General features: G+C 69.7%; 16 protein-coding genes and 2 pseudogenes. 9 read left to right on the forward strand and 9 right to left on the reverse strand.

Annotated features, from left to right (window positions below):
- Nucleotides 1–42 precede the first annotated feature (42 nt).
- From ectA to H3H54_RS14560, 3 genes and pseudogenes are all read left to right on the forward strand, one after another.
- Nucleotides 43–582 carry a diaminobutyrate acetyltransferase gene (gene ectA, locus H3H54_RS14550; RefSeq protein WP_262424420.1) on the forward strand — a complete coding sequence of 180 codons (540 nt, stop codon included), beginning with the start codon at nucleotides 43–45 and terminating at the stop codon, nucleotides 580–582.
- 96 nt (nucleotides 583–678) lie between these two features.
- A pseudogene (gene ectB / locus H3H54_RS14555) lies at nucleotides 679–1997 on the forward strand (diaminobutyrate--2-oxoglutarate transaminase).
- Nucleotides 1998–2099: 102 nt separating this feature from the next.
- Complete coding sequence (locus tag H3H54_RS14560) at nucleotides 2100–2492, forward strand: ectoine synthase (RefSeq protein WP_262424421.1); 393 nt, start codon at nucleotides 2100–2102, stop codon at nucleotides 2490–2492.
- 96 nt (nucleotides 2493–2588) lie between these two features.
- Here H3H54_RS14560 and H3H54_RS14565 read toward each other — a convergent pair whose 3' ends face one another.
- Complete coding sequence (locus tag H3H54_RS14565) at nucleotides 2589–3218, reverse strand: hypothetical protein (protein WP_262424422.1); 630 nt, start codon at nucleotides 3216–3218, stop codon at nucleotides 2589–2591.
- A 113-nt stretch (nucleotides 3219–3331) separates the two neighbouring features.
- On the opposite strand from H3H54_RS14565, the gene H3H54_RS14570 reads away from it, so the two are divergent.
- Complete coding sequence (locus tag H3H54_RS14570) at nucleotides 3332–3985, forward strand: YigZ family protein (protein ID WP_262424423.1); 654 nt, start codon at nucleotides 3332–3334, stop codon at nucleotides 3983–3985.
- 28 nt (nucleotides 3986–4013) lie between these two features.
- Here the strand turns inward: H3H54_RS14570 and H3H54_RS14575 are convergent, their stop codons facing one another.
- Nucleotides 4014–4337 (reverse strand): hypothetical protein, encoded by a 324-nt coding sequence (locus H3H54_RS14575; RefSeq protein ID WP_262424424.1) that lies wholly within the window; start codon nucleotides 4335–4337, stop codon nucleotides 4014–4016.
- Between the two features lie 124 nt (nucleotides 4338–4461).
- Entirely contained in the window at nucleotides 4462–4746 is a 285-nt protein-coding gene (locus H3H54_RS14580) for a GlsB/YeaQ/YmgE family stress response membrane protein (RefSeq protein ID WP_262424425.1), read from the reverse strand.
- A gap of 267 nt (nucleotides 4747–5013) precedes the next feature.
- On the opposite strand from H3H54_RS14580, the pseudogene H3H54_RS19720 reads away from it, so the two are divergent.
- The 3 genes and pseudogenes from H3H54_RS19720 (at nucleotide 5014) to H3H54_RS14595 (ending at nucleotide 10300) form a co-directional block, all read left to right on the forward strand.
- Nucleotides 5014–8885, forward strand: a pseudogene (locus tag H3H54_RS19720) (Pls/PosA family non-ribosomal peptide synthetase).
- Nucleotides 8886–8987: 102 nt separating this feature from the next.
- A complete protein-coding gene (locus H3H54_RS14590) occupies nucleotides 8988–9275 on the forward strand; it encodes a hypothetical protein (protein ID WP_262424426.1) in 288 nt (95 codons plus the stop codon).
- Complete coding sequence (locus tag H3H54_RS14595; RefSeq protein WP_262424427.1) at nucleotides 9266–10300, forward strand: M1 family metallopeptidase; 1035 nt, start codon at nucleotides 9266–9268, stop codon at nucleotides 10298–10300. Before H3H54_RS14590 ends, H3H54_RS14595 begins: the two co-directional genes overlap by 10 nt.
- 16 nt (nucleotides 10301–10316) lie before the next feature.
- Here H3H54_RS14595 and H3H54_RS14600 read toward each other — a convergent pair whose 3' ends face one another.
- From H3H54_RS14600 to H3H54_RS14620, 5 genes are all read right to left on the reverse strand, one after another.
- Nucleotides 10317–10835, reverse strand: a complete 519-nt coding sequence (locus tag H3H54_RS14600) for a 4'-phosphopantetheinyl transferase superfamily protein (protein ID WP_262424428.1) — start codon at nucleotides 10833–10835, stop codon at nucleotides 10317–10319.
- 89 nt (nucleotides 10836–10924) lie between these two features.
- Nucleotides 10925–11893, reverse strand: a complete 969-nt coding sequence (gene nrdF / locus H3H54_RS14605; RefSeq protein ID WP_262424429.1) for a class 1b ribonucleoside-diphosphate reductase subunit beta — start codon at nucleotides 11891–11893, stop codon at nucleotides 10925–10927.
- A 201-nt stretch (nucleotides 11894–12094) separates the two neighbouring features.
- The gene (locus tag H3H54_RS14610; RefSeq protein WP_262426498.1) at nucleotides 12095–13507 is read right to left on the reverse strand and encodes an MFS transporter; all 1413 of its coding nucleotides are present in this window, start codon (nucleotides 13505–13507) and stop codon (nucleotides 12095–12097) included.
- 334 nt (nucleotides 13508–13841) lie between these two features.
- Nucleotides 13842–14471, reverse strand: a complete 630-nt coding sequence (locus H3H54_RS14615; RefSeq protein ID WP_262424430.1) for an IclR family transcriptional regulator — start codon at nucleotides 14469–14471, stop codon at nucleotides 13842–13844.
- Nucleotides 14472–14583: 112 nt separating this feature from the next.
- Nucleotides 14584–15312 carry a D-2-hydroxyacid dehydrogenase gene (locus H3H54_RS14620; protein WP_262424431.1) on the reverse strand — a complete coding sequence of 243 codons (729 nt, stop codon included), beginning with the start codon at nucleotides 15310–15312 and terminating at the stop codon, nucleotides 14584–14586.
- 738 nt (nucleotides 15313–16050) lie between these two features.
- Here H3H54_RS14620 and H3H54_RS14625 point away from each other — a divergent pair.
- On the forward strand, nucleotides 16051–17151 hold the full coding sequence (locus H3H54_RS14625) for a DUF418 domain-containing protein (RefSeq protein WP_262424432.1): 1101 nt from the start codon (nucleotides 16051–16053) through the stop codon (nucleotides 17149–17151).
- Complete coding sequence (locus H3H54_RS14630; protein ID WP_262424433.1) at nucleotides 17115–17378, forward strand: DUF418 domain-containing protein; 264 nt, start codon at nucleotides 17115–17117, stop codon at nucleotides 17376–17378. Before H3H54_RS14625 ends, H3H54_RS14630 begins: the two co-directional genes overlap by 37 nt.
- A gap of 24 nt (nucleotides 17379–17402) precedes the next feature.
- On the opposite strand, the gene H3H54_RS14635 is transcribed toward H3H54_RS14630, so the two are convergent.
- Nucleotides 17403–18809, reverse strand: coding sequence for a GntP family permease (locus H3H54_RS14635; protein WP_262424434.1), 1407 nt, complete (start codon nucleotides 18807–18809; stop codon nucleotides 17403–17405).
- Between the last annotated feature and the right edge of the window lie 118 nt (nucleotides 18810–18927).

Below are 18927 nucleotides of genomic sequence, written 5' to 3' on the forward strand. Positions count from 1 at the left end.
GTCGCTGCTCTCGATACCGTTGACGGCGATATGGGCCAGTTGATGACGCACAGCGCAGACCACCAGTCCACCACCGAGCAGATGACCGGACCAGGCTCCGACCTGGAATTCCGCCCTCCCACGATGGAGGACGGCGCCGCCATGTGGCGGATCGCCCGCGACAGCGGCACGCTCGATCTGAACACTTCCTACGCCTACCTGGTCCTGTCCCGCGACTTCGCGGACTCCTCGCGCCTCGTGCTGCATGACGGGGAGCCGGTCGGCTTCGCCCTCGGCTACCTCCGCCCCACCGCGCCGGACCGTCTGTTCCTCTGGCAGATCGCCGTGGACGAGTCCCAGCGGGGGCGCCGCCTGGCTGCCCGCCTGCTCGACTCGCTGCTGGAGGGCCTGCCGCAGGTGACCACGCTCGAGACCACGATCACCGAGGACAACGCCGCATCCCAGCGACTGTTCGCCTCCTTCGCGGAGCGTCACGGCGCCGAGCACCGCATCGAGCCGCTGCTGACCGAGGCCCATTTCCCGGACCCCGGGCACGGCGCCGAGCTGCTGCACGTGATCAGCGGGCTGCACGCCGGGAGCTGAGCCTCCGGACCCTCACGAGTCACCCCCGTCGGCACGGGCGCCCCAGCGCGCCCTGATGCCGCCCACGAACCACTGAACCACCACCCAGGAGATGTCATGACTATGACCGCACCGACCGAGACCGCTGCGAAGCCCGAGCTGACCGATGAGGTCAGCGCCCCCACCGTCGACCCGATCGAGCTCGAGTCCGGCGTTCGCAGCTACTCCCGCGGCTGGCCCGCCGTGTTCACCCACGCCAAGGGCTCCGTCCTGACCGCCGAGGATGGCAGCGAGTACATCGACTTCTTCGCCGGCGCCGGCACCCTGAACTACGGGCACAACCACCCCGAGCTCAAGAAGGTCGTCATCGACCACTACCTCGAGGACCGGGTCGTGCACGGCCTGGACATGTTCACCGATGTGCGCCGGACCTTCCTGCAGACCTTCGACGAGAAGATCCTGAAGCCGCGCGGCCTGGACTACAAGGTTGCCTTCCCCGGCCCCGGCGGCACGAACGCCGTCGAGGCGGCGCTGAAGCTGGCCCGCAAGGTCACCGGCCGCGAGTCCGTCGTGAGCTTCACCAACGGCTTCCACGGCATGACCCTCGGCGCCCTGTCCGTCACCGGCAACTCGATGAAGCGCGGCGGCGCCGGGATCCCCTGGTGCACTCCACGCCGATGCCGTTCGACGACTACTTCGGTCAGATCGTCCCGGACTTCATGTACTTCGAGCGCCTGCTCACCGACGGCGGCAGCGGCCTGAACAAGCCCGCTGCGGTGATCGTCGAGGCCGTCCAGGGTGAAGGCGGCATCAACGCCGCCCGCGCCGAGTGGCTGCGCGGCCTCGCGGACCTCTGCAAGAAGCACGAGATCCTGCTGATCGTCGATGACATCCAGATGGGCTGCGGCCGCACCGGCCAGTTCTTCAGCTTCGAAGAGGCCGGCATCGAGCCGGACATGGTGACCCTCTCGAAGTCCATCAGCGGCTACGGCCACCCGCTCGCGCTGACCCTCATCAAGCCCGAGCTGGACATCTGGGAGCCGGGCGAGCACAACGGCACCTTCCGCGGCTTCGCCCCCGCCTTCGCGACCGCCACCAAGGCGATCGAGCTGTTCTGGAGCGATGACGAGCTCGAGAAGTCGACCATCGCCAAGGGCGCCTACGTCGAGGGCCGCTTCAACCAGATCGCTGCGCGCTTCCCCGAGCACGAGCTGGTCGTCAAGGGTCGCGGTCTCGCCCGTGGTCTGCAGATGCCCAGCGGTGAGATCGCCGGGAAGATCGCCGCACGCGCCTTCGAGGAGGGCCTGCTGCTGGAGACCTCCGGCCCCTCCGACGAGGTCGTGAAGCTGCTGCCGGCCCTGACCATCCCCGATGAGCTGCTCACCCGCGGCCTGGACATCATCGAGGACGCGATCAACGAGGCTCTCTCCGCCTGATCGCCCCCACACTCCGTCGGCCCGCGCCCACGAGGGTGCGGGCCGACGCCCTGCGCGCATGCGCAGACCTCTGAACCTGGAACCTCCACGGAAGGACATCTCATGCTCGTTCGCTCGCTCGCCGAGATCGAGGACACCGACGCCGACATCAAGTCGGACAACTGGCGCTCCAAGCGCATCATCCTGGCCAAGGAGGGTGTGGGCTTCTCGGTCCACGAGACCACCCTGTACGAGGGCACGGAGAGCTTCTTCTGGTACGCCAACCACATCGAGGCAGTGTTCATCACCCATGGTGAGGGCGAGATCGAGGATCTGGCCACGGGCGAGGTCCACCAGCTCGCCCCGGGCACGCTCTACCTGCTGAACGATCACGACAAGCACAAGGTGCGGGTCCGCAAGGAGATCCGCTGCGTGTGCGTGTTCAACCCGCCGGTCACCGGCCGCGAGGTCCACGACGAGAACGGCGTGTACCCGCTGATCACCGAGGACGCCTGAGTCCCGGACGACGAATGACGGGGCCCGGCAGGATCACGATCCTGCCGGGCCCCGTCATGTCGTGGGGTGGCCGATCAGCGGCGGCCGCTCCCCCGCTCAGGCCTTGCGCTTGCGCACGATCAGCAGGATCACGCCGATCGCCAGCAGCAGGAAGCCGAGTGCACCGCCACCGATGGCGAGCAGGACCCCGCCGACCCCGGCGAAGACGCCACCGATCGACACCGGCGGGCCCACAGCGATCGGGCCGTCGCTGCAGTCGATGCTGTACTCGCCGGCTTCCTCGGCGGTGAAGGAGTCGATGGAGACCCAGTTGGTCTCACCGTCGCCGATGCTGCTGCTCTGCGAGGTGCCCGCACCGACCGCGGGCCCGTCCACGGTGCAGGTCGGGCTCTGAGCACCCTCTTCGGCATAGATCTGGTAGGTCTCGCCGGCGTCGGCGCTGATGGTCCCGCTGCCGCCGCTGAACTCCTCGAGCTCACTGAGGTCCCCGGCGATGCCGCCGATGCCGATGACCGCGAGCACCACGCCGATGATCACGCTGAGCGCCAGGATCACCGACCCCAGGATGATGAGGATCTTCGGCGCCTTGGAAGGCTTCTTCACCGCAGCGGAAGCGCCGCCGTAGGGGCCGGGTGCGCCCGGAGAGGGCATGCCTCCCTGCGCGGGGAAGCCGTGCTGAGGGGAGAGCGGACCGCTGGGCTGCGAGGAGGAGGGAGGCTGGGTCACGAGATGCTCCTGGTTCGGGGCGTCGGAGGCGGGACGGGGCAAGGCTATCGCCCTGCACCCGGCCCAAGTGACCGCGATGCCCTGCGACCGCCGGTCCGCCTAGACTTCGAGCTATGACCGATCCCCTCGTCCTCGCCGCCGATGTCGAGACGGAGCTGGTCGAGAAGCGTTCGCGGTTCCTCACACGGCTGCATCGGGTCCAGGACGTCGAACAGGCTGATGTCCTGCTGCGCACGGCCCGTGCGCAGCACCCGGATGCCCGCCACCACTGCACCGCGCTGGTGCTCGGCGAGACGCAGGAGCGGGCTGAGATGAACCGTTCGAACGACGACGGCGAACCGGCCGGGACCGCCGGGATGCCGATGCTGCAGTCACTGCTGCACGCCCGCCTGGTGGACACCTTCGCGATCGTGATCCGGTACTTCGGCGGGGTGAAGCTCGGTGCCGGAGGCCTGGTGCGCGCCTACACCGCGGGGGTCGAGCAGGCCGTCGCCGCAGCGACACTGCTGCGCCGCACCGAGCTGGTCGTCGCCCGGATCGAGGTGCCTCCGGCGGAGGTCGGCATCGCGGAGAATGCGGTGCGGCTCTGGGCTGCCGCTCACGGCGCCGCCGTCGAGCCCACCCAGTACTCCGCACGCAGCGCTCAGCTGACGGTGCTGGTCTCTCCCGAGGATCTCGAGGCTCTCGCAGCTGATACAGCGCGCTGGTCCTCGGGGCGCCGCAGCGTCGAAGACACGGGGCGTCGAATGGCCGATGTGCCGCTCTGAGCTGTTCCCGCCTCAGTGACGGGAGGGTTCAGATGTCGTCCTCCGCGACGGGGCCGCCTTCGTTCTCCCAGTTCTCCAGCCGCTTCACGGTGCGGGGGTTGAACTTCTGGCGCACGCCGTAGCCGACGCCGGCCTCCTCGTCCACCGGCAGGAACTCGACGCCGAAGTCCTCGAGCGCTCCGCGCAGCAGCTCGCTCTCCTCGGCGGTGACGGCACGGCGGCCGCGCTCCATGTCCCGCAGGAGCGTCTTATCCAGTCCGGTGTGCTCGGCGAGGACCCGGAGGGAGACCTGGGCGAGGGCCCGAGCAGCCCGGGCCAGATCTGCAGTGATCAGGGGCAGTGTGCTGGTCATGCCTCCAGCCTGGCCCACGCCACCAGAAAGTGCCAGGGCCTCGGGAACGCGAACGGCGCCGCCCCGGTGATCCGGGACGGCGCCGTGGGCGTGGGCGGGCTGAGGAGGCCGCCGCTGCGAGAGGTCAGGCGCGGTTCTTGGTCGCCAGGCCGTAGACGAACATGACGATGAGCGCACCGATGACGGAGAGCAGGATCGTCCAGAGGCTCCAGGGGTTGTCCATGATGCCGCTGACGCCGCTGCCGCCGAGGAGGCCGCCGATGAAGCCACCGACGATGGCGCCGACGACGCCGAGGACGATCGTCAGGCCCAGGCCCATGGCCTGCTTGCCGGGCATGATCGCTCGGGCGATGAGGCCGATGATCGCGCCGATGATGATCCAGGAAATGATGAGTCCGATGAGGCCCATTGTCTACATCCAATCTGCGAGGGGAAGAAGGGACTTACCACATCAGTATGTCCTGTCGTCGGACGCAAATGCGCCATATGAAGAGAACACGGAGGTCAGAGAGTCGACCGGGCGGTCCGTAGGGTTTATCGGGAATCACATCCTCCGGTGTGCGGGTGCGGAGACCTTTTCCTCCAGGGGGCCCGGTTCCGGTGGACTCGGTGACCTCCATCCGATTCGTCGGCTCCCGGACCGCTTCCCGTCACCTCGGTGGGACACAATCCTCTGGTGACAACCTTCTCTCTCCTTCCCGAGCTGCTTGCCGGCGATCGTGCTCCTGCCCCGAGCACGCTGGTGGATGTCTTCCGGCGCACGGTGGCCGAGTGCGGGGATTCTCCCGCGGTGGACAGCGGGCTGGTGACCATGACGTACACCGAGCTGGACGCGGCGGCGAGCGAGCTCGCGGACCGGCTCGCCGAGCACGGGGTCAGGCCCGGGGACAAGGTGGGGGTGCGCATCAAGTCCGGCACCACGGACCTCTACGTCGCGATCCTGGGGATCCTTCTGGCCGGCGGCGCTTATGTGCCGGTCGACGCCGACGACCCCGACGAGCGCGCCCGGGTGGTGTTCGAGGAGTCGTCCTCGGCCGCCGTGATCGGCAATGACCTGGTCATCACCGCGACCGCAGCCGGTCGTGCCGCCGCCCCCACGCCGGGCCGTGGTGTCGAGCCTGGCGATGATGCCTGGGTCATCTTCACCTCCGGCTCGACGGGGAAGCCGAAGGGGTGGCCGTCACCCACCGCAGCGCAGCGGCCTTCGTCGAGGCCGAGTCGCGGATGTTCCTGCAGGATGCACCGCTCTCCCCGGTGACCGGGTGATGGCCGGCCTCTCTGTCGCCTTCGATGCCAGCTGCGAGGAGATGTGGCTGGCCTGGGCGTACGGCGCCTGCCTGGTGCCGGCACCGCGTTCGCTGGTGCGGTCGGGAGTGGACGTGGGTCCCTGGCTGAAGGCCAACCGCATCACCGTCGTCTCCACCGTGCCGACCTTGGTCTCCCTCTGGCCGGACAGCGCCCTGACCGAGGTGCGACTCCTGATCATGGGCGGTGAGGCCTGCCCGCCGGAGCTCGCCGCCCGACTGCAGGCGCCGGGACGCGAGGTGTGGAACACCTACGGTCCCACCGAGGCGACGGTGGTCGCGTGCGGCGCGATCCTCGACGGCACCGACCCGGTGCGGATCGGTCTGCCCCTGGACGGCTGGGACCTCGCGGTGGTCGACGCGGCCGGGTATCCGGTGGCCGCGGGTGATTCCGGGGAGCTGATCATCGGCGGGGTGGGGCTCGCACGCTATCTCGATCCCGCGAAGGACGCCGAGAAGTACGCACCGATGCCCACCCTGGGCTGGGACCGCGCCTACCGCTCCGGGGACATCGTCCGCAACGATCCCGAGGGGCTGCTGTTCGCAGGCCGGGCCGATGACCAGATCAAGCTCGGCGGGCGCCGCATCGAACTCGGCGAGATCGACGAGCAGATGCTGCGCCTGCCCGGCGTCGTCGGCGCCGCCGCGGCCGTGCGCTCGACGAAGTCCGGCAACCAGCTCCTGGTCGGCTACCTCACGGTCGATGCCGGCTACGACGCACAGATCGCCAAGGGGCTGCTGCGCCAGCGGATGCCCGCAGCCCTGGTCCCGCGCCTCGCCGTGGTCGACGAGCTGCCCACCCGCACCTCCGGGAAGATCGACCGGGACGCCCTCCCCTGGCCGCGGCCCCGCCGCGGCACCCCTCAGCCGCTCTGTCCGGCACGGCGGCCTGGATCGCGGAGATCTGGGCAGAGGTGCTCGGCGCGGAGGTCACCTCCGGCGCCGATGACTTCTTCGACTTCGGCGGCGGGTCGCTGACCGCCGCACAGGTGGTCAGCCGGCTGCGGGAGAAGCATGCCGAGCTCGCAGTCGGCGACGTGTACGCGAATCCGACGGTCGCGGGGCTGGCCGCTCATCTCGACGAGATGGGGACCTCCGCGGTCATGAGCGACCGCACCGTGGCTCCGCTGCGCCGGCGCACCCAGATCGTGCAGCTGCTGGCGCTGGGGCCGCTGCGGGCACTGGCCGCGCTGCGCTGGATCACCTGGCTGATGCTGGCCTCCACCCTCGGCGCGCTGCTCACCGATCTGCCGTGGCTGATCCCCTTCCCGCTGTGGCTGGTGCTCCCGCTCGCCGCGGTGGTGCTGCTCCCGCCAGGCCGGATGGCGCTGGCCGCGCTGCTGGCACGCCTGCTGATGCGCGGCGTCGGCCCGGGCAGCTATCCGCGCGGCGGCCGCGTTCACCTGAGGCTGTGGGCCGCTGAGAAGATCCAGGACGAGCTCGCGGCGACGCACCTCGCCGGCGCTGCCTGGTTCCCTTTCTATGCCCGTCTGCTCGGGGCGAGCATCGGGCGGGACGTCGACATGCACACCCTGCCCCCGGTCACCGGGCTGCTGGAGATCGGCAGCGGCGCCTCGGTCGAGCCGGAGGTGGACCTGGCCGGTCACTGGATCGACGGCGACCAGCTCCGGATCGGCCAGGTCCGGATCGGGAAGCGGGCACGGATCGGTGCCCGCAGCACTCTGGGCCCTGGAGCGACGATCGGGCGGGATGCGGAGATCGCGCCAGGCTCTGCGGTGCTCGGCGCGGTTCCCGCCGGCGAGTTCTGGTCCGGCTCCCCCGCCGAGCACCAGGCGACGGCGCGCGGGCCCTGGTCGGCCGACGCCCCGCGGCGCCGCCCGCTATGGCTGGTGAGCTTCGCCGCGCTCTCCCTGGTGATCGCTGCCCTGCCCGTGGTGGCGATGCTGACCGGCGCGGCGGTGCTGCTGCCGGCCGTGCACGGCACCGACAGCTTCGGCGCGGCGGTGCTGGCCGCTCTGCCCTGGCTGCCGCTCGCGGCCCTGGCGGGCTTCGGTGCACTGATGGTGTTGGTCGTGGCGCTGACCCGGCTGCTGGCGCTCGCGATCCGGCCCGGTCACCATCCGGTTCGCTCAGCGGCGGGCGTGTCCATCTGGGGGACGTTGCGCCTGCTCGACGAGGCCCGCACCTGGCTGTTCCCGATCTATGCCGGGGCCCTCACCCCGCTCTGGCTGCGCCTGCTGGGCGCCAAGGTCGGCAAGGGTGCGGAGATCTCGACCGTGCTGCTGATCCCGAGCCTGGTGCAGGTCGGCGAGCACTCCTTCCTGGCCGACGACACCCTGGTAGGTGCCTATGAGCTGGGCGGCGGCTGGATCCGGGTGGAGCACGTCAAGGTGGGCAAGCGCGCCTTCGTGGGCAACTCCGGGATGCTCGCCGCAGGGCGCAAGGTCCCCAAACAGGCCTTGGTCGCTGTGCTCTCGGCCGCGCGCGGCGCAAGACGGCGAAGGCCGGCACCTCGTGGCTGGGAAGCCCGCCTCGCAAGCTGCGCCGCAGCGAGGACAAGCACGACTCCTCGCTCACCTACAACCCTTCCAAGCGACTGCTCGTGCAGCGTGGGCTGGTCGAGACGGGCCGTATCGTGCCGCTGCTGCTGGCGCTGCTGCTCCCGGTCGCGGTCGGCGTCGTGCTGTTCGCTCTGCTGCTGCAGGGCACCTGGGGCGTCATCGCCGCACTGGTCCTCGGTGGTCCGGTGCTGCTCGCGGCCGGGGTGCTCGCCGCCGGGATCACGGTCGTGGCCAAATGGCTGATCATCGGTAAGCATCGCCCGGGCGAGCACGCCCTGTTCACGCCCTACGTGTGGCGCTCCGAGCTGGCCGACACCTTCACCGAGGTGCTGGCGGCACCTTGGTTCGCGAACGTCACCTCCGGCACCTGGGCGCTGAACTTCTGGCTGCGCCTGCTCGGCGCGAAGATCGGGCCGGGCGTCTGGTGCGACTCGTATTGGCTGCCGGAGACGGACCTGGTCACTCTCGGCGCCGGCGCCACCATCAACCGCGGCTGCGTGGTCCAGACCCACCTGTTCCAGGACCGGTTGCTGAGCATGGACACCGTGACCTTCGGTGCGGGTGCGACCCTGGGGCCTGGCGGCGTGATCCTGCCGGCCGCATCGATCGACCGGCATGCGACCGTCGGCCCCGTCTCGCTGGTCATGCGCGGCGAGCGTGTCCCGCCCGGGACCCGCTGGACAGGCAACCCCATCGGTCCCTGGGAGGAGATGAACGCATGAACACCGTTCGTCGACGAACTGCGAGGAACGAGCGGGAGGAGATGAACGCATGAACACCGTTCGTCGACGAACTGCGAGGAACGAGCGGGAGGAGATGGACGCATGAGCACAGGCAGCGACCCGTACGTCCCCCGGCACGGAGATGCGAGCTTCGACGTGCTCCACTACGACCTGAACCTCGCCTACAAGGTCGAGGGCAATCGGCTCGACGGCGAGGCGACGCTCACCTGCCGTCCGCTGGTCGAGGCGGACGTGCTCCGCCTGGATCTGCACGGGCTGACCCCGCACAAGGTCTTCGTGGATGGTCGCGCGTACCGCTTCACCCACCTGCGCGGGCGGCTCACCGTGAAGCTCCCGCTCTCCCCGGCACGGACCTCTCCGTGCGGGTGAAGTACTCCGGCACGCCTCGACCGGTGCGTTCGCGTGGTCTCGGCTCGGCCGGGTGGGAGGAGCTCGAGGACGGCGTGATCGTCGCCGCCCAGCCGCACGGGGCACCATCCTGGTTCCCCTGCAACGACCGGCCCGACAACAAGGCGACCTACTCGATCGCGCTGGCCGCCCCGCCGGGCTACACCGTCGCCGTCTCCGGCGAGCTGCAGGGCACCCAGCGCACCGGCAACGCGCTGATCTGGTCCTACGAGCAGACGGTGCCGATGGCCACCTACCTCGCCACCGTGCAGATCGGCCGCTACCGGGAAGTCGAGCACACGGGTGCTCCGGTGCCGGTGCGCACCTTCGCCCCGCCGGCGCTGGACGAGGCCGCGCTCGCGGACTCCTTCGGGCACCAACCGCAGATGCTCACCTTCTTCGCCGAGCTGTTCGGCCCATACCCCTTCGCCTCGTACACCGCGGTGATCACCGAGGATGAGCTGGAGATCCCTCTGGAGTCCCAGGGGCTGTCCACCTTCGGCAGCAACTTCGTGGACACGGACTGGGAGTCCATGCGCCTGATCGCACATGAGCTGTCCCATCAGTGGTTCGGCAACTCGGTGACCCTGGCGCGCTGGCAGGACATCTGGCTGCATGAGGGCTTCGCCTGCTACTGCGAATGGTTGTGGGCGGAGGAGTCCGGGGTTTCGAGCGTGCAGGCCGAGGTGGACAAGCATCACGCCCTCCTCGTCGGCCTCCCGCAGGACGACCTGGTGCTCGCCCATCCCGGTCAGGCCCTGATGTTCGACGACCGGGTCTACAAGCGGGGTGCGCTGACGGTGCACGCCCTGCGCACCCATGTGGGCGATGAGGTGTTCTTCGAGATCGTGCGCGGTTGGCTGGCGGAGCATCGCTCCGGCACGGTGACCACCGAGATCTTCCTCGAGCACGTCGGTAACGAAGCGGGTGAGGCGGCCGCGGCGCTGTTGGCGCCGTGGCTGTTCGAGACCGCACTGCCGCCGTGCCCGATGCCCGCGAGCGCGTGAGCGTCGGCTGCGCCGTCTAGAGGAGTGCGAGGGCGGCGACGTGGCCTGGCGGAGCGGGCAGGTCTGTGACGGCGAAGTCGACGACGCGCACGGTGCTCATGGGAGTGTCCAGCCCGTCGCCCAGCGCTTTGAGGATCGCCTCCTTGCGGGCCCACATCGCGGCCCGCTCGTGTGCGGTGCACGGCGCCGACTCACTCTGCTCGTCGGGGTGGAGCACCAGGCCTGCGTCCCAGCCGCGCTCCACGGCGGCGACGGCTTCCAGATCGACGCCGACGCCGAGGGCGCCGGGCGCAGCCACCGCCGTCATCAGATGCTCCCCGCAGCGGGTGAGGCTGACGGGGACCTCGTCGCGTCGGCCCCGCGCCCGTGCCCAGGGGCGGCCGTGTGCGGAGGAGCCGCAGCGAGGACAGGAGCGTCCCACCAGCACCTCGGCGCTCGCGAGACCGAGCAGCTGCGCGACGCGGGCGCGCAGGATCTCGTCGGCGTCCTGCTCGCCGCCATGGAGCTGGACGATCCCGTCGACATCCACTGGCATGCTCGCCTCCTCGCTGCGGGGCACGGATCGGTGCCGGAAACGCAGGACGGGCCGGGCGTGATCGCCCGGCCCGTCCTGTCAAGAAGGACTCAGAAGTCCCAGTCGTCGTCCTCGGTCTCGACGGCCTTGCCCATCACGTAGCTCGAGCCCGAGCCGGAGAAGAAGTCGTGGTTCTCATCGGCGTTCGGGGACAGCGCGGAGAGGATCGCCGGGTTCACCTCGACCTGGTCCTGCGGGAACAGCCCCTCGTAGCCGAGGTTCATCAGCGCCTTGTTGGCGTTGTAGCGCAGGAAGATCTTGACGTCCTCGGTCCAGCCGACGGGATCGTAGATGTCCTCGGTGTAGACCTCTTCGTTCTCGTACAGCTCCAGCAGCAGCGAGAAGGTGTAGTCCTTCAGCTCCGCCTGGCGCTCGGCGGAGAGCTTCTCGACGGCCTTCTGGTACTTGTAGCCGATGTAGTAGCCGTGGACCGCCTCGTCACGGATGATCAGGCGGATGATGTCGGCGGTGTTGGTCAGCTCGCCGTGGCTGGAGTAGCGCATCGGCAGGTAGAAGCCGGAGTAGAACAGGAACGACTCGAGCAGCACCGAGGCGACCTTGCGCTTCTCCGGGTCATCGCCCTCGTAGTAGCTCATGATGATCTGAGCCTTCTTCTGGAGCTGCGTGTTGGTCGCGCCCCAGTGGAAGGCCTCGTCGATCTGCTTGGTGTTGGCGAGCGTCGAGAAGATCTGGGAGTAGGACTTCGCGTGCACCGACTCCATGAAGGCGATGTTGGTGTACACCGCCTCCTCGTGCGGGGTGACCGCATCCGGGATCAGGGAGATCGCGCCCACGGTGCCCTGCACGGTGTCCAGCAGGGTCAGCCCCGTGAACACATGCATGGCCATCTTCTGCTCCTCCTCGGAGCGACGGCTCCACGACTGGATGTCGTTGGACAGCGGGATCTTCTCGGGCAGCCAGAAGTTGCCGGTGAGGCGATCCCACACCTCCTGGTCCTTCGGATCGGGGATCCGGTTCCAGTTGATGGCCTGGATCGTCGTCTTCAGGTGATCGTTCACCGCAGCCTCACAGTCGTCGAAGGGGTCGTCCGGTCGGCGCAGTGGCGCACGGGACCGCTCGCTTCCAGTCTAGGCATCCGGGGCCTCGGGAAGGGGGTCCGGCAGGCCGAGGGAGCGGTGGTGATGGACACCCCGGGCCCCGCCGGAGAGCGCGGCGGCATCAGCGACGACGGCGCGGCCGCTCAGGGTCGAGCGCGGAGGTCAGCGAGCCACCTGCTCGGTCGGGGCCTGGGCGGCGTCCTGGACGATATCGGCGGCCGGCTCGGGCAGCGCGCTGGTCGCCGTGTCCTGCTCGGTCGTGGAGATGCGCACGGCGTCCTCGATCCGCATCAGATCACGACCGCGGGTCTCGGGCACCAGGAAGGTGGAGGCGGTGGTGATGGCCGCGAGGGTGGCCATGTAGATCGCGAGCACGATCCAGTTGCCGTCGGTCCAGGCCAGCAGTGCTGCGCCGAGCACACCGGCGAGGCCGCCCGCCAGCACGGCGGAGATCTCACGGGCCATCGCGACTCCGAGGTAGCGGTGGCGGTTGCCGAACATCTCGGGGAGCATCGCGCACTGCGGGCCGAGCATGGTGTTCACGGCGATGCCGAGCCCGATCGCGATCACGCCGACGGCGATCAGTTCGTTGCCGAGCGAGAGCAGGTACCAGGCGGGGAAGGCGAAGAGCAGCATGAACACCGCGCCGAAGCGGTACACCGGGACACGCCCCACGCGGTCGGAGATCTTGCCGGTCAGCGGCACCGAGAAGATGCCGATCAGGCTGCCGAAGGTCACTCCCCAGGTGACGGCGCCGCGGTCCATGCCGATCGCCGCGGAGGTCACGAAGGCCAGGGCGATCGACTGGAACATGTAGGAGCCGCCGTTCTCGGCCATGCGCAGGCCCACGCCGATCACCACTCCGGCGCGGCCGCGGGTGAAGATCTCGCGCACGGGGCGCTCGGCCACCTGCTCGCTCTTCTCGAGCTGCACGAAGGACGGGGTCTCCTGCAGCTTCGCGCGGATGAAGAGCGCGACCAGGATCAGCACGAAGGAGCCGAGGAACGGCAGGCGCCAGCCCCAGGAGAGGAAGGCCTCCTCCGGCATCAGCGTGAGCAGGAAGAACACGACGGAGGCGAGCAGGGTGCCGGCCTGGATGCCCACGAAGGGCAGGGCGGAGAAGAAGCCGCGCTTCTTCACCGGGGAGTACTCGGCCATCAGCACGGTGGCGCCGGCCTGCTCCGCACCGGCGCCGAAGCCCTGCAGCAGGCGCATCACCACGAGCAGGATCGGGGCGAGCATGCCCACCTGCTCATAGGTGGGCAGGGCGCCGATCAGGGTGGAGGCGCCTCCCATCAGGATGATCGTGGTGACCAGGACCCAACGCCGGCCGATGCGGTCGCCGATGGTGCCGAAGAAGAGGCCGCCGAAGGGGCGGGCCAGGAATCCCACGCCGTAGACGCCGAAGGCGGCGACGGTGGCCATCGCCGGGTTCGAGGTGGAGAAGAACAGCCGGTCGAAGACCATCGCCGTCATCAGGCCGTACATCGCGAAGTCGAAGTACTCCAGGGCGCTTCCCACGCTCGAGGAGAGGGTGGCGCGCCGCAGGTTTGCGGCGTACTCCTGCTCGCTCATGGTGCCTCCGGGGGCGGGTCCGGGGTTGTTCTTCGGTGAACTCACGACATCTCCTTCGATGCTGGGGCAGTCGGTCACGCAGTCAGGGTGAGGGGTCTCGGGGACGAGCGACGGGGATCAATGTACTCCATCTCGAACAGTGTGCAACCTACTGAACGACAACTGGGCGGACGACGGTGCGCCTGAGCGGACGAGGCCGGCACGAAGGCGGAGTTCTGGCACGCATGAGGCGCCCCGACCGAGCTTCCCGGGGCAGGGCAGCGGGCCGGGGCGTGAAGCCCTTGGCGAGCGAGGGTTCAGTCGCCGCGCGCGGGGCGCCGGGCGAGCGGGTTGGTCAGCCTGTCGGCCACGTCGACCACAGCCCGCCCGAGAGCGGCGACGGTCTCGGCGTCCGCCTCGTCCGCCGGCAGCGCAACACCGATCGCCATATAGGGATCTCCGGGCTGCCACGGGGGCAGCGGCGCCGCGATCCCGTGGATGCCCTCGAAGGACTCCCCGGATCCACGGCGAAGCCCTGGTCCCGTGCCGTCCGCAGGCTCTCCCAGAACACCTCGGGCGAGCGGGTGGAGCGCTCGGTGCGCGGGGCCTTCACCTGCTCCAGGACCAGCGGCTGGATCTCCTCGTCGGGCATCGGCATCAGCATCGCGTTGCCGACGGCGCAGTAGATCAGCGGCAGCCGGGAGCCGAGCGGGGTGCCCAGCCGGTGCCGTCGGCCTTCGTGCCGCGCCAGGTAGAGCGCATTCGGCGAATCCAGCGTCGCGATCTGCACCACCTGGCGGGAGAGGACCGGATGCTCTTCGACGACCTCGAAGAATTCGCGCACCTGGTTGAACTGGGCGGCGAACGCCCCACCGAGCTCGGCGGTGCGCAGCCCCAGCCGGTACCCGCCGCCGGCGCGATGGATCATCCGCTCCCGTTCGAGCGCCGCGCAGATGTTGGACGCCGAAGATTTCGCGATCCCCACCGTCCGCGCGATGTCGGACAGCGACTGGGGAGCACCCCGGAGGCTTCGAGCGCCTCCAGGATGCGCATCGCTCGGCCGACGGCGGGCGAGGGGTCACGGATCTCGTTCATGCTCAGTAGAACTCCACGGTGTCGACGACGTTGCGCAGCTCCCGCCCGTCGAGATGACGGGCGAGATTGTCGAGGAACAGCCGCACGATGCGCTCCTCCTCGCGGGAGGAGAGCGCAGCGGTGTGCGGACTGATCAGCACGTTCGGATGATCCCACAGGGCACTGCCGGCGGGGAGCGGTTCGATCGCGGTGACATCGAGCGCCGCGAAGCCGATCTGTCCGGATTCCAGAGCGGTGATGAGGGCCGGCTCGTCCACGGCGGTGCCGCGGCCGACGTTGACCAGGATGGTCCCCGACTGCACGGCATCCATCACCTCGGCGCCGATCAGGCCCTCGGTCGCGGCAGTGCCGGGCAGGGTCACCACGATCGCGTCGACCTCGGCGGCGGCCTGCGCGAGCTCCTCGATCGGGACCAGCTGGTCCACGTGCGGGACGGGGCGGCCGCTGCGGGTGGTGCCGAGCACCCGGGCGCCGAGCGCGGAGAACTTCTCGGCGCAGGCGGCACCGATGCCGCCCAGGCCGACGATGAGGACGCTCATCTGATCGATCTGCTTCATCTCCCAGCGATCGCCCCACTCATGGGCGCGCTGCTGGGCCAGGAGGCGAGGGAGGGTCTTGGCTCCGGCCATGACGCCGAACACGGCGAACTCGGCGAGCGGGGAGCCATGGACGCCCGCCGTGGTGGTGACCGCCACCCGCTCGAGCTCGCCGGGGTGAGAGGCCCGCGGCACGCAGCTGGGCGCCGCCGCCGGCCGCCATCGCCTGCACCCAGCGCAGGTTCGGATTGGCGCGGACGGTGCGCGCGAGCTCGGCGGGGTCCACGTCGGGGAGGGAGAAGAGAACGTCGGCGGAGTCGACCATGTCCCGATACGCCTGCTCCTGCTCGGGTGTGCGCTGATGAGCCGGGTCCCCGGACCAGTCCGCGGGGCCGCGCAGCGGCCGGTAGAGGGAGTGATCGCGCACGACCTCCACACGAGGCTCTTCGCGCTCGATCAGCGCACACAGCGGCTCCGGGAGGCCGACGGCGATCACCACTCGGGGGCGGCGCGTCGGGGCCTCCCCGGCGCCGTATCCGTTCTGAACCTGCTGCGGTGACGTGTGGTCCACTGAGAGCTCCTCTGCTCGGGGTCGGCCCCTCAGGTGATGGGGGCGCGGGGTCGCGTCGGCCCACCATACCCCGGCGTTCAATATGTCGAACTCGGTTCACTCTGCTGCCGGAGCTCTGGCGCCCCTGCCGCCGTGGCACGGACGAACCGATGACAGGGCGCCGACTTTCGTCGCGCGACGACGCGCGGTGGGCGCAGGTAGGTTCGACGCTCCCACACCCTGAGCCCGCCCTCCCGCCTCAGCCCCAGCGAAAGGCACGCCGTGAACAGCTCGGCCGCCATACCCTCGGACCCCGCCCCTTCCGAGCTCCCCGTCGGGGCGGATCGCCGCGTTCCCTGGCCCCGGACATCGCCCGCGGCCTGATGCTCGCGCTGATCGCGATCGCGAACGTCTCCTGGCTCCTGTGGGGCCACGAGGGCGGGGTCGGGATGACCCCGCACGTGCCGGCGCTCGGCCCGGCGGATTCGGCGGTGCAGTTCGTGATGACGGTCGCGGTCGACCATCGGGCGATGCCGCTGTTCGCGTTCCTGTTCGGCTACGGCATGGTGCAGTTCTACCGTTCGCGCATCGACCGCGGGATGGAGCCGCAGATCGTGCGGCTCATGATGCGCAGGCGCCACTGGGCAATGCTGCTGCTGGGCTTCCTGCATGCGGCGCTGCTTTTCTACGGGGACATCCTGGGCGCCTACGCCGTGGCGGCCCTGCTGTGGGTGTGGCTCCTCTTCGGCCGTCGCACCCGCACTCTGATCATCTGGGCGAGCGTCTTCGGCGGAATGCTGCTGTTCTATGCCCTGTTCAGCATGGCTGGTGCCCTGGCCGTCATGTTCTTCGCCCCGCCGGAGGTGCTGGTCGAGATGGAACAGGCGGGGGCAACCTCTTTCTCCAACGACTGGCTGCGGGACCTCGCCTACTCCCAGCCGTACCTGATCACGGTGCTGACCCGCGTCGGGATGTGGCTGATCAGCACGGTGCCGGCCGCCGTGATCGGAGCACCGCTGCCGATTCTGCTGGGCTGGATCGCCGCCCGCGCCCGACTGCTCGACGAGCCCTGGCGCTATACCCGTGCCCTGCGGCGACTCGCGGTGGCAGGCATCGCGATCGGCTGGCTCACCGGCCTGCCCGACGCCCTCGTGATCATCGGAGCGCTCCCGATGCCGGATGCGCTGAGCTGGGCCTTCTATGGCCTGAACTCGGTGGGAGGGATGTGCTGCGGGATCGGCTACGCCGCAGCGTTCGGTCTGCTCGCGATGCGCCTGGAGAAGCGGCCGACGGTCGCGGAGCCGCCGCGGGCCGTGCTCGAGAAGGCGCAGCGCAAGGCGCTGCGGGCCGAGCAGGCCGCGGCCCATGCGGCGCTCTCCCCGCCGAGCGCGCCTACGGCTCCCCCGCGGCCGAGGCCCCTTCCTCGGCTGCAGCGCCGTCCGCGCTCGTGCGGGCGCTCTCGGCCGTCGGCCAGCGCTCGCTGACCTTCTATCTGTTCCAGTCACTGCTGCTGGCACCCCTGCTGGCGGCCTGGGGCCTGGGGCTCGCGCCGCACCTGAGCACCGCCTCCGCGGTCGCGGTCGCCCTCGGCGTCTGGCTGCTCTCGCTGCCGCTCGCCGCCTGGATGGATTCCCGCGGGATGCGTGGCCCCGCCGAGGTGCTGCTGCGCCGGATGACCTACGGGAAGCATGATCCGCGGGCCCGGTCCTGACCGGACCAGGCCCGCGGCATGACGTCAGGCGATCGCGGAAGCGACGCCGAAGAGCACCAGCGACAGCGCGAAGCCGACGATGGCCATCGCACCCTGGATCAGGGTCCAGGTGGCCAGGGTCTGCTTCATGTCCATCCCGAAGAACCGGCTGACCAGCCAGAAGCCGGAGTCGTTGACGTGGGCGAAGCCCACCGAACCGGCGGACATCGCCATCACGATGGCCACGATCTGCAGCTGGCTGAAGTCACCGGAGGCGATCACGCCGACCATCAGGGATGCGGCCGTGGTCAGGGCCACGGTGGCCGAACCCTGGGCCAGACGCACGATCTGGGCGATGAGGTACGCGGCCACGATCACCGGCAGGCCGATGTCGTTGAGCGAGCCGGCCACCGCGTCGCCGATGCCGGTCACGCGCAGCACGCCGCCGAACATGCCACCGGCGCCGGTGATCAGCACGACCGAGCAGATCGGGCCGAGAGCGGAGTCGGTGATCTTCTCGACCAGGTCGCCCTTCTTCCCCGCACCCCAGCCGAGCACGAACATCGAGACCACCACGGTGATCAGCAGTGCGATCGGGGTCTCGCCCAGCAGGCGCAGCCCGGACACCCAACCATCGGCCAGGAATGCTTCGGTATCGGGGCGGGTGGCCCCGAACGTGTTCAGGCCGGTGTTGAGCAGGATCAGCACCAGCGGCAGGATCAGCAGCGCGACGATCGTGCTCACCTTGGGGCTGGACTCGAAGCCGGTCCGCTCCTTGTCGCTGTCCAGGATGGTGGGGACGGGAACGTCGAAGCGCATGCCCAGACGCGGGGCGAGCTGCGTGCCCACCACGAACCAGATGATCGCGGCGAAGACGAGGCCCACGATCATCACCAGGCCGATATCCGCACCGACGATCGCGGAGGCGGCCACCGGCCCGGGGTGCGGCGGGGCGAAGATGTGCATGGCGCTGAAGGCGACAGCGGCAGGCAGGGCGATGGCCAGGAAGGAGCCGCCCACGCGTCGGGCGACGGCGTAGATGATCGGCATCATCACCACCAGACCGGCGTCGAAGAAGATGGGAAAGCCCATCAGCAGGCTCGCCAGGGAGAGGCCGAGGCCAGCTCTCTTCTCGCCGACGACGCCGATCATCTTGTCGGCCAGCACCTGCGCGCCGCCCGAGGCCTCGACCATGCGGCCGAGCATCGCGCCGAGCGCCACCAGCAGCATCACGTCGCCCAAGGTGGGATGGAATCCGAAGGCGAGGGCATCGACGATGCTGCCCGGGGCGATGCCTGCCGCCAGCGCGGTGCCGATGCTGGTGAGCATCAGGGCGAGGAAGGCATGGACTTTCAGCGCCATGATCAGGATCAGGAGCACGGCGACGGCGGAGACTGCCAGGATCAGCAGTCCCGCCGTGCCGAGCTCCCAGTTCAGGACGAGTTCGTCCATGGGGAGCTCCTAGCGGAGGGTGGGGAACGGGACACCGCGCCACAGGGGTCGAGGCGCAGCGGTGAGGGTTGCTCGCCCCGCATCGTAAGCGGTCCGCCCCTCGCAGCGTTGCGCCCAG

Source organism: Brachybacterium sp. Z12, from assembly GCF_014400405.1.
Lineage (GTDB): Bacteria > Actinomycetota > Actinomycetes > Actinomycetales > Dermabacteraceae > Brachybacterium.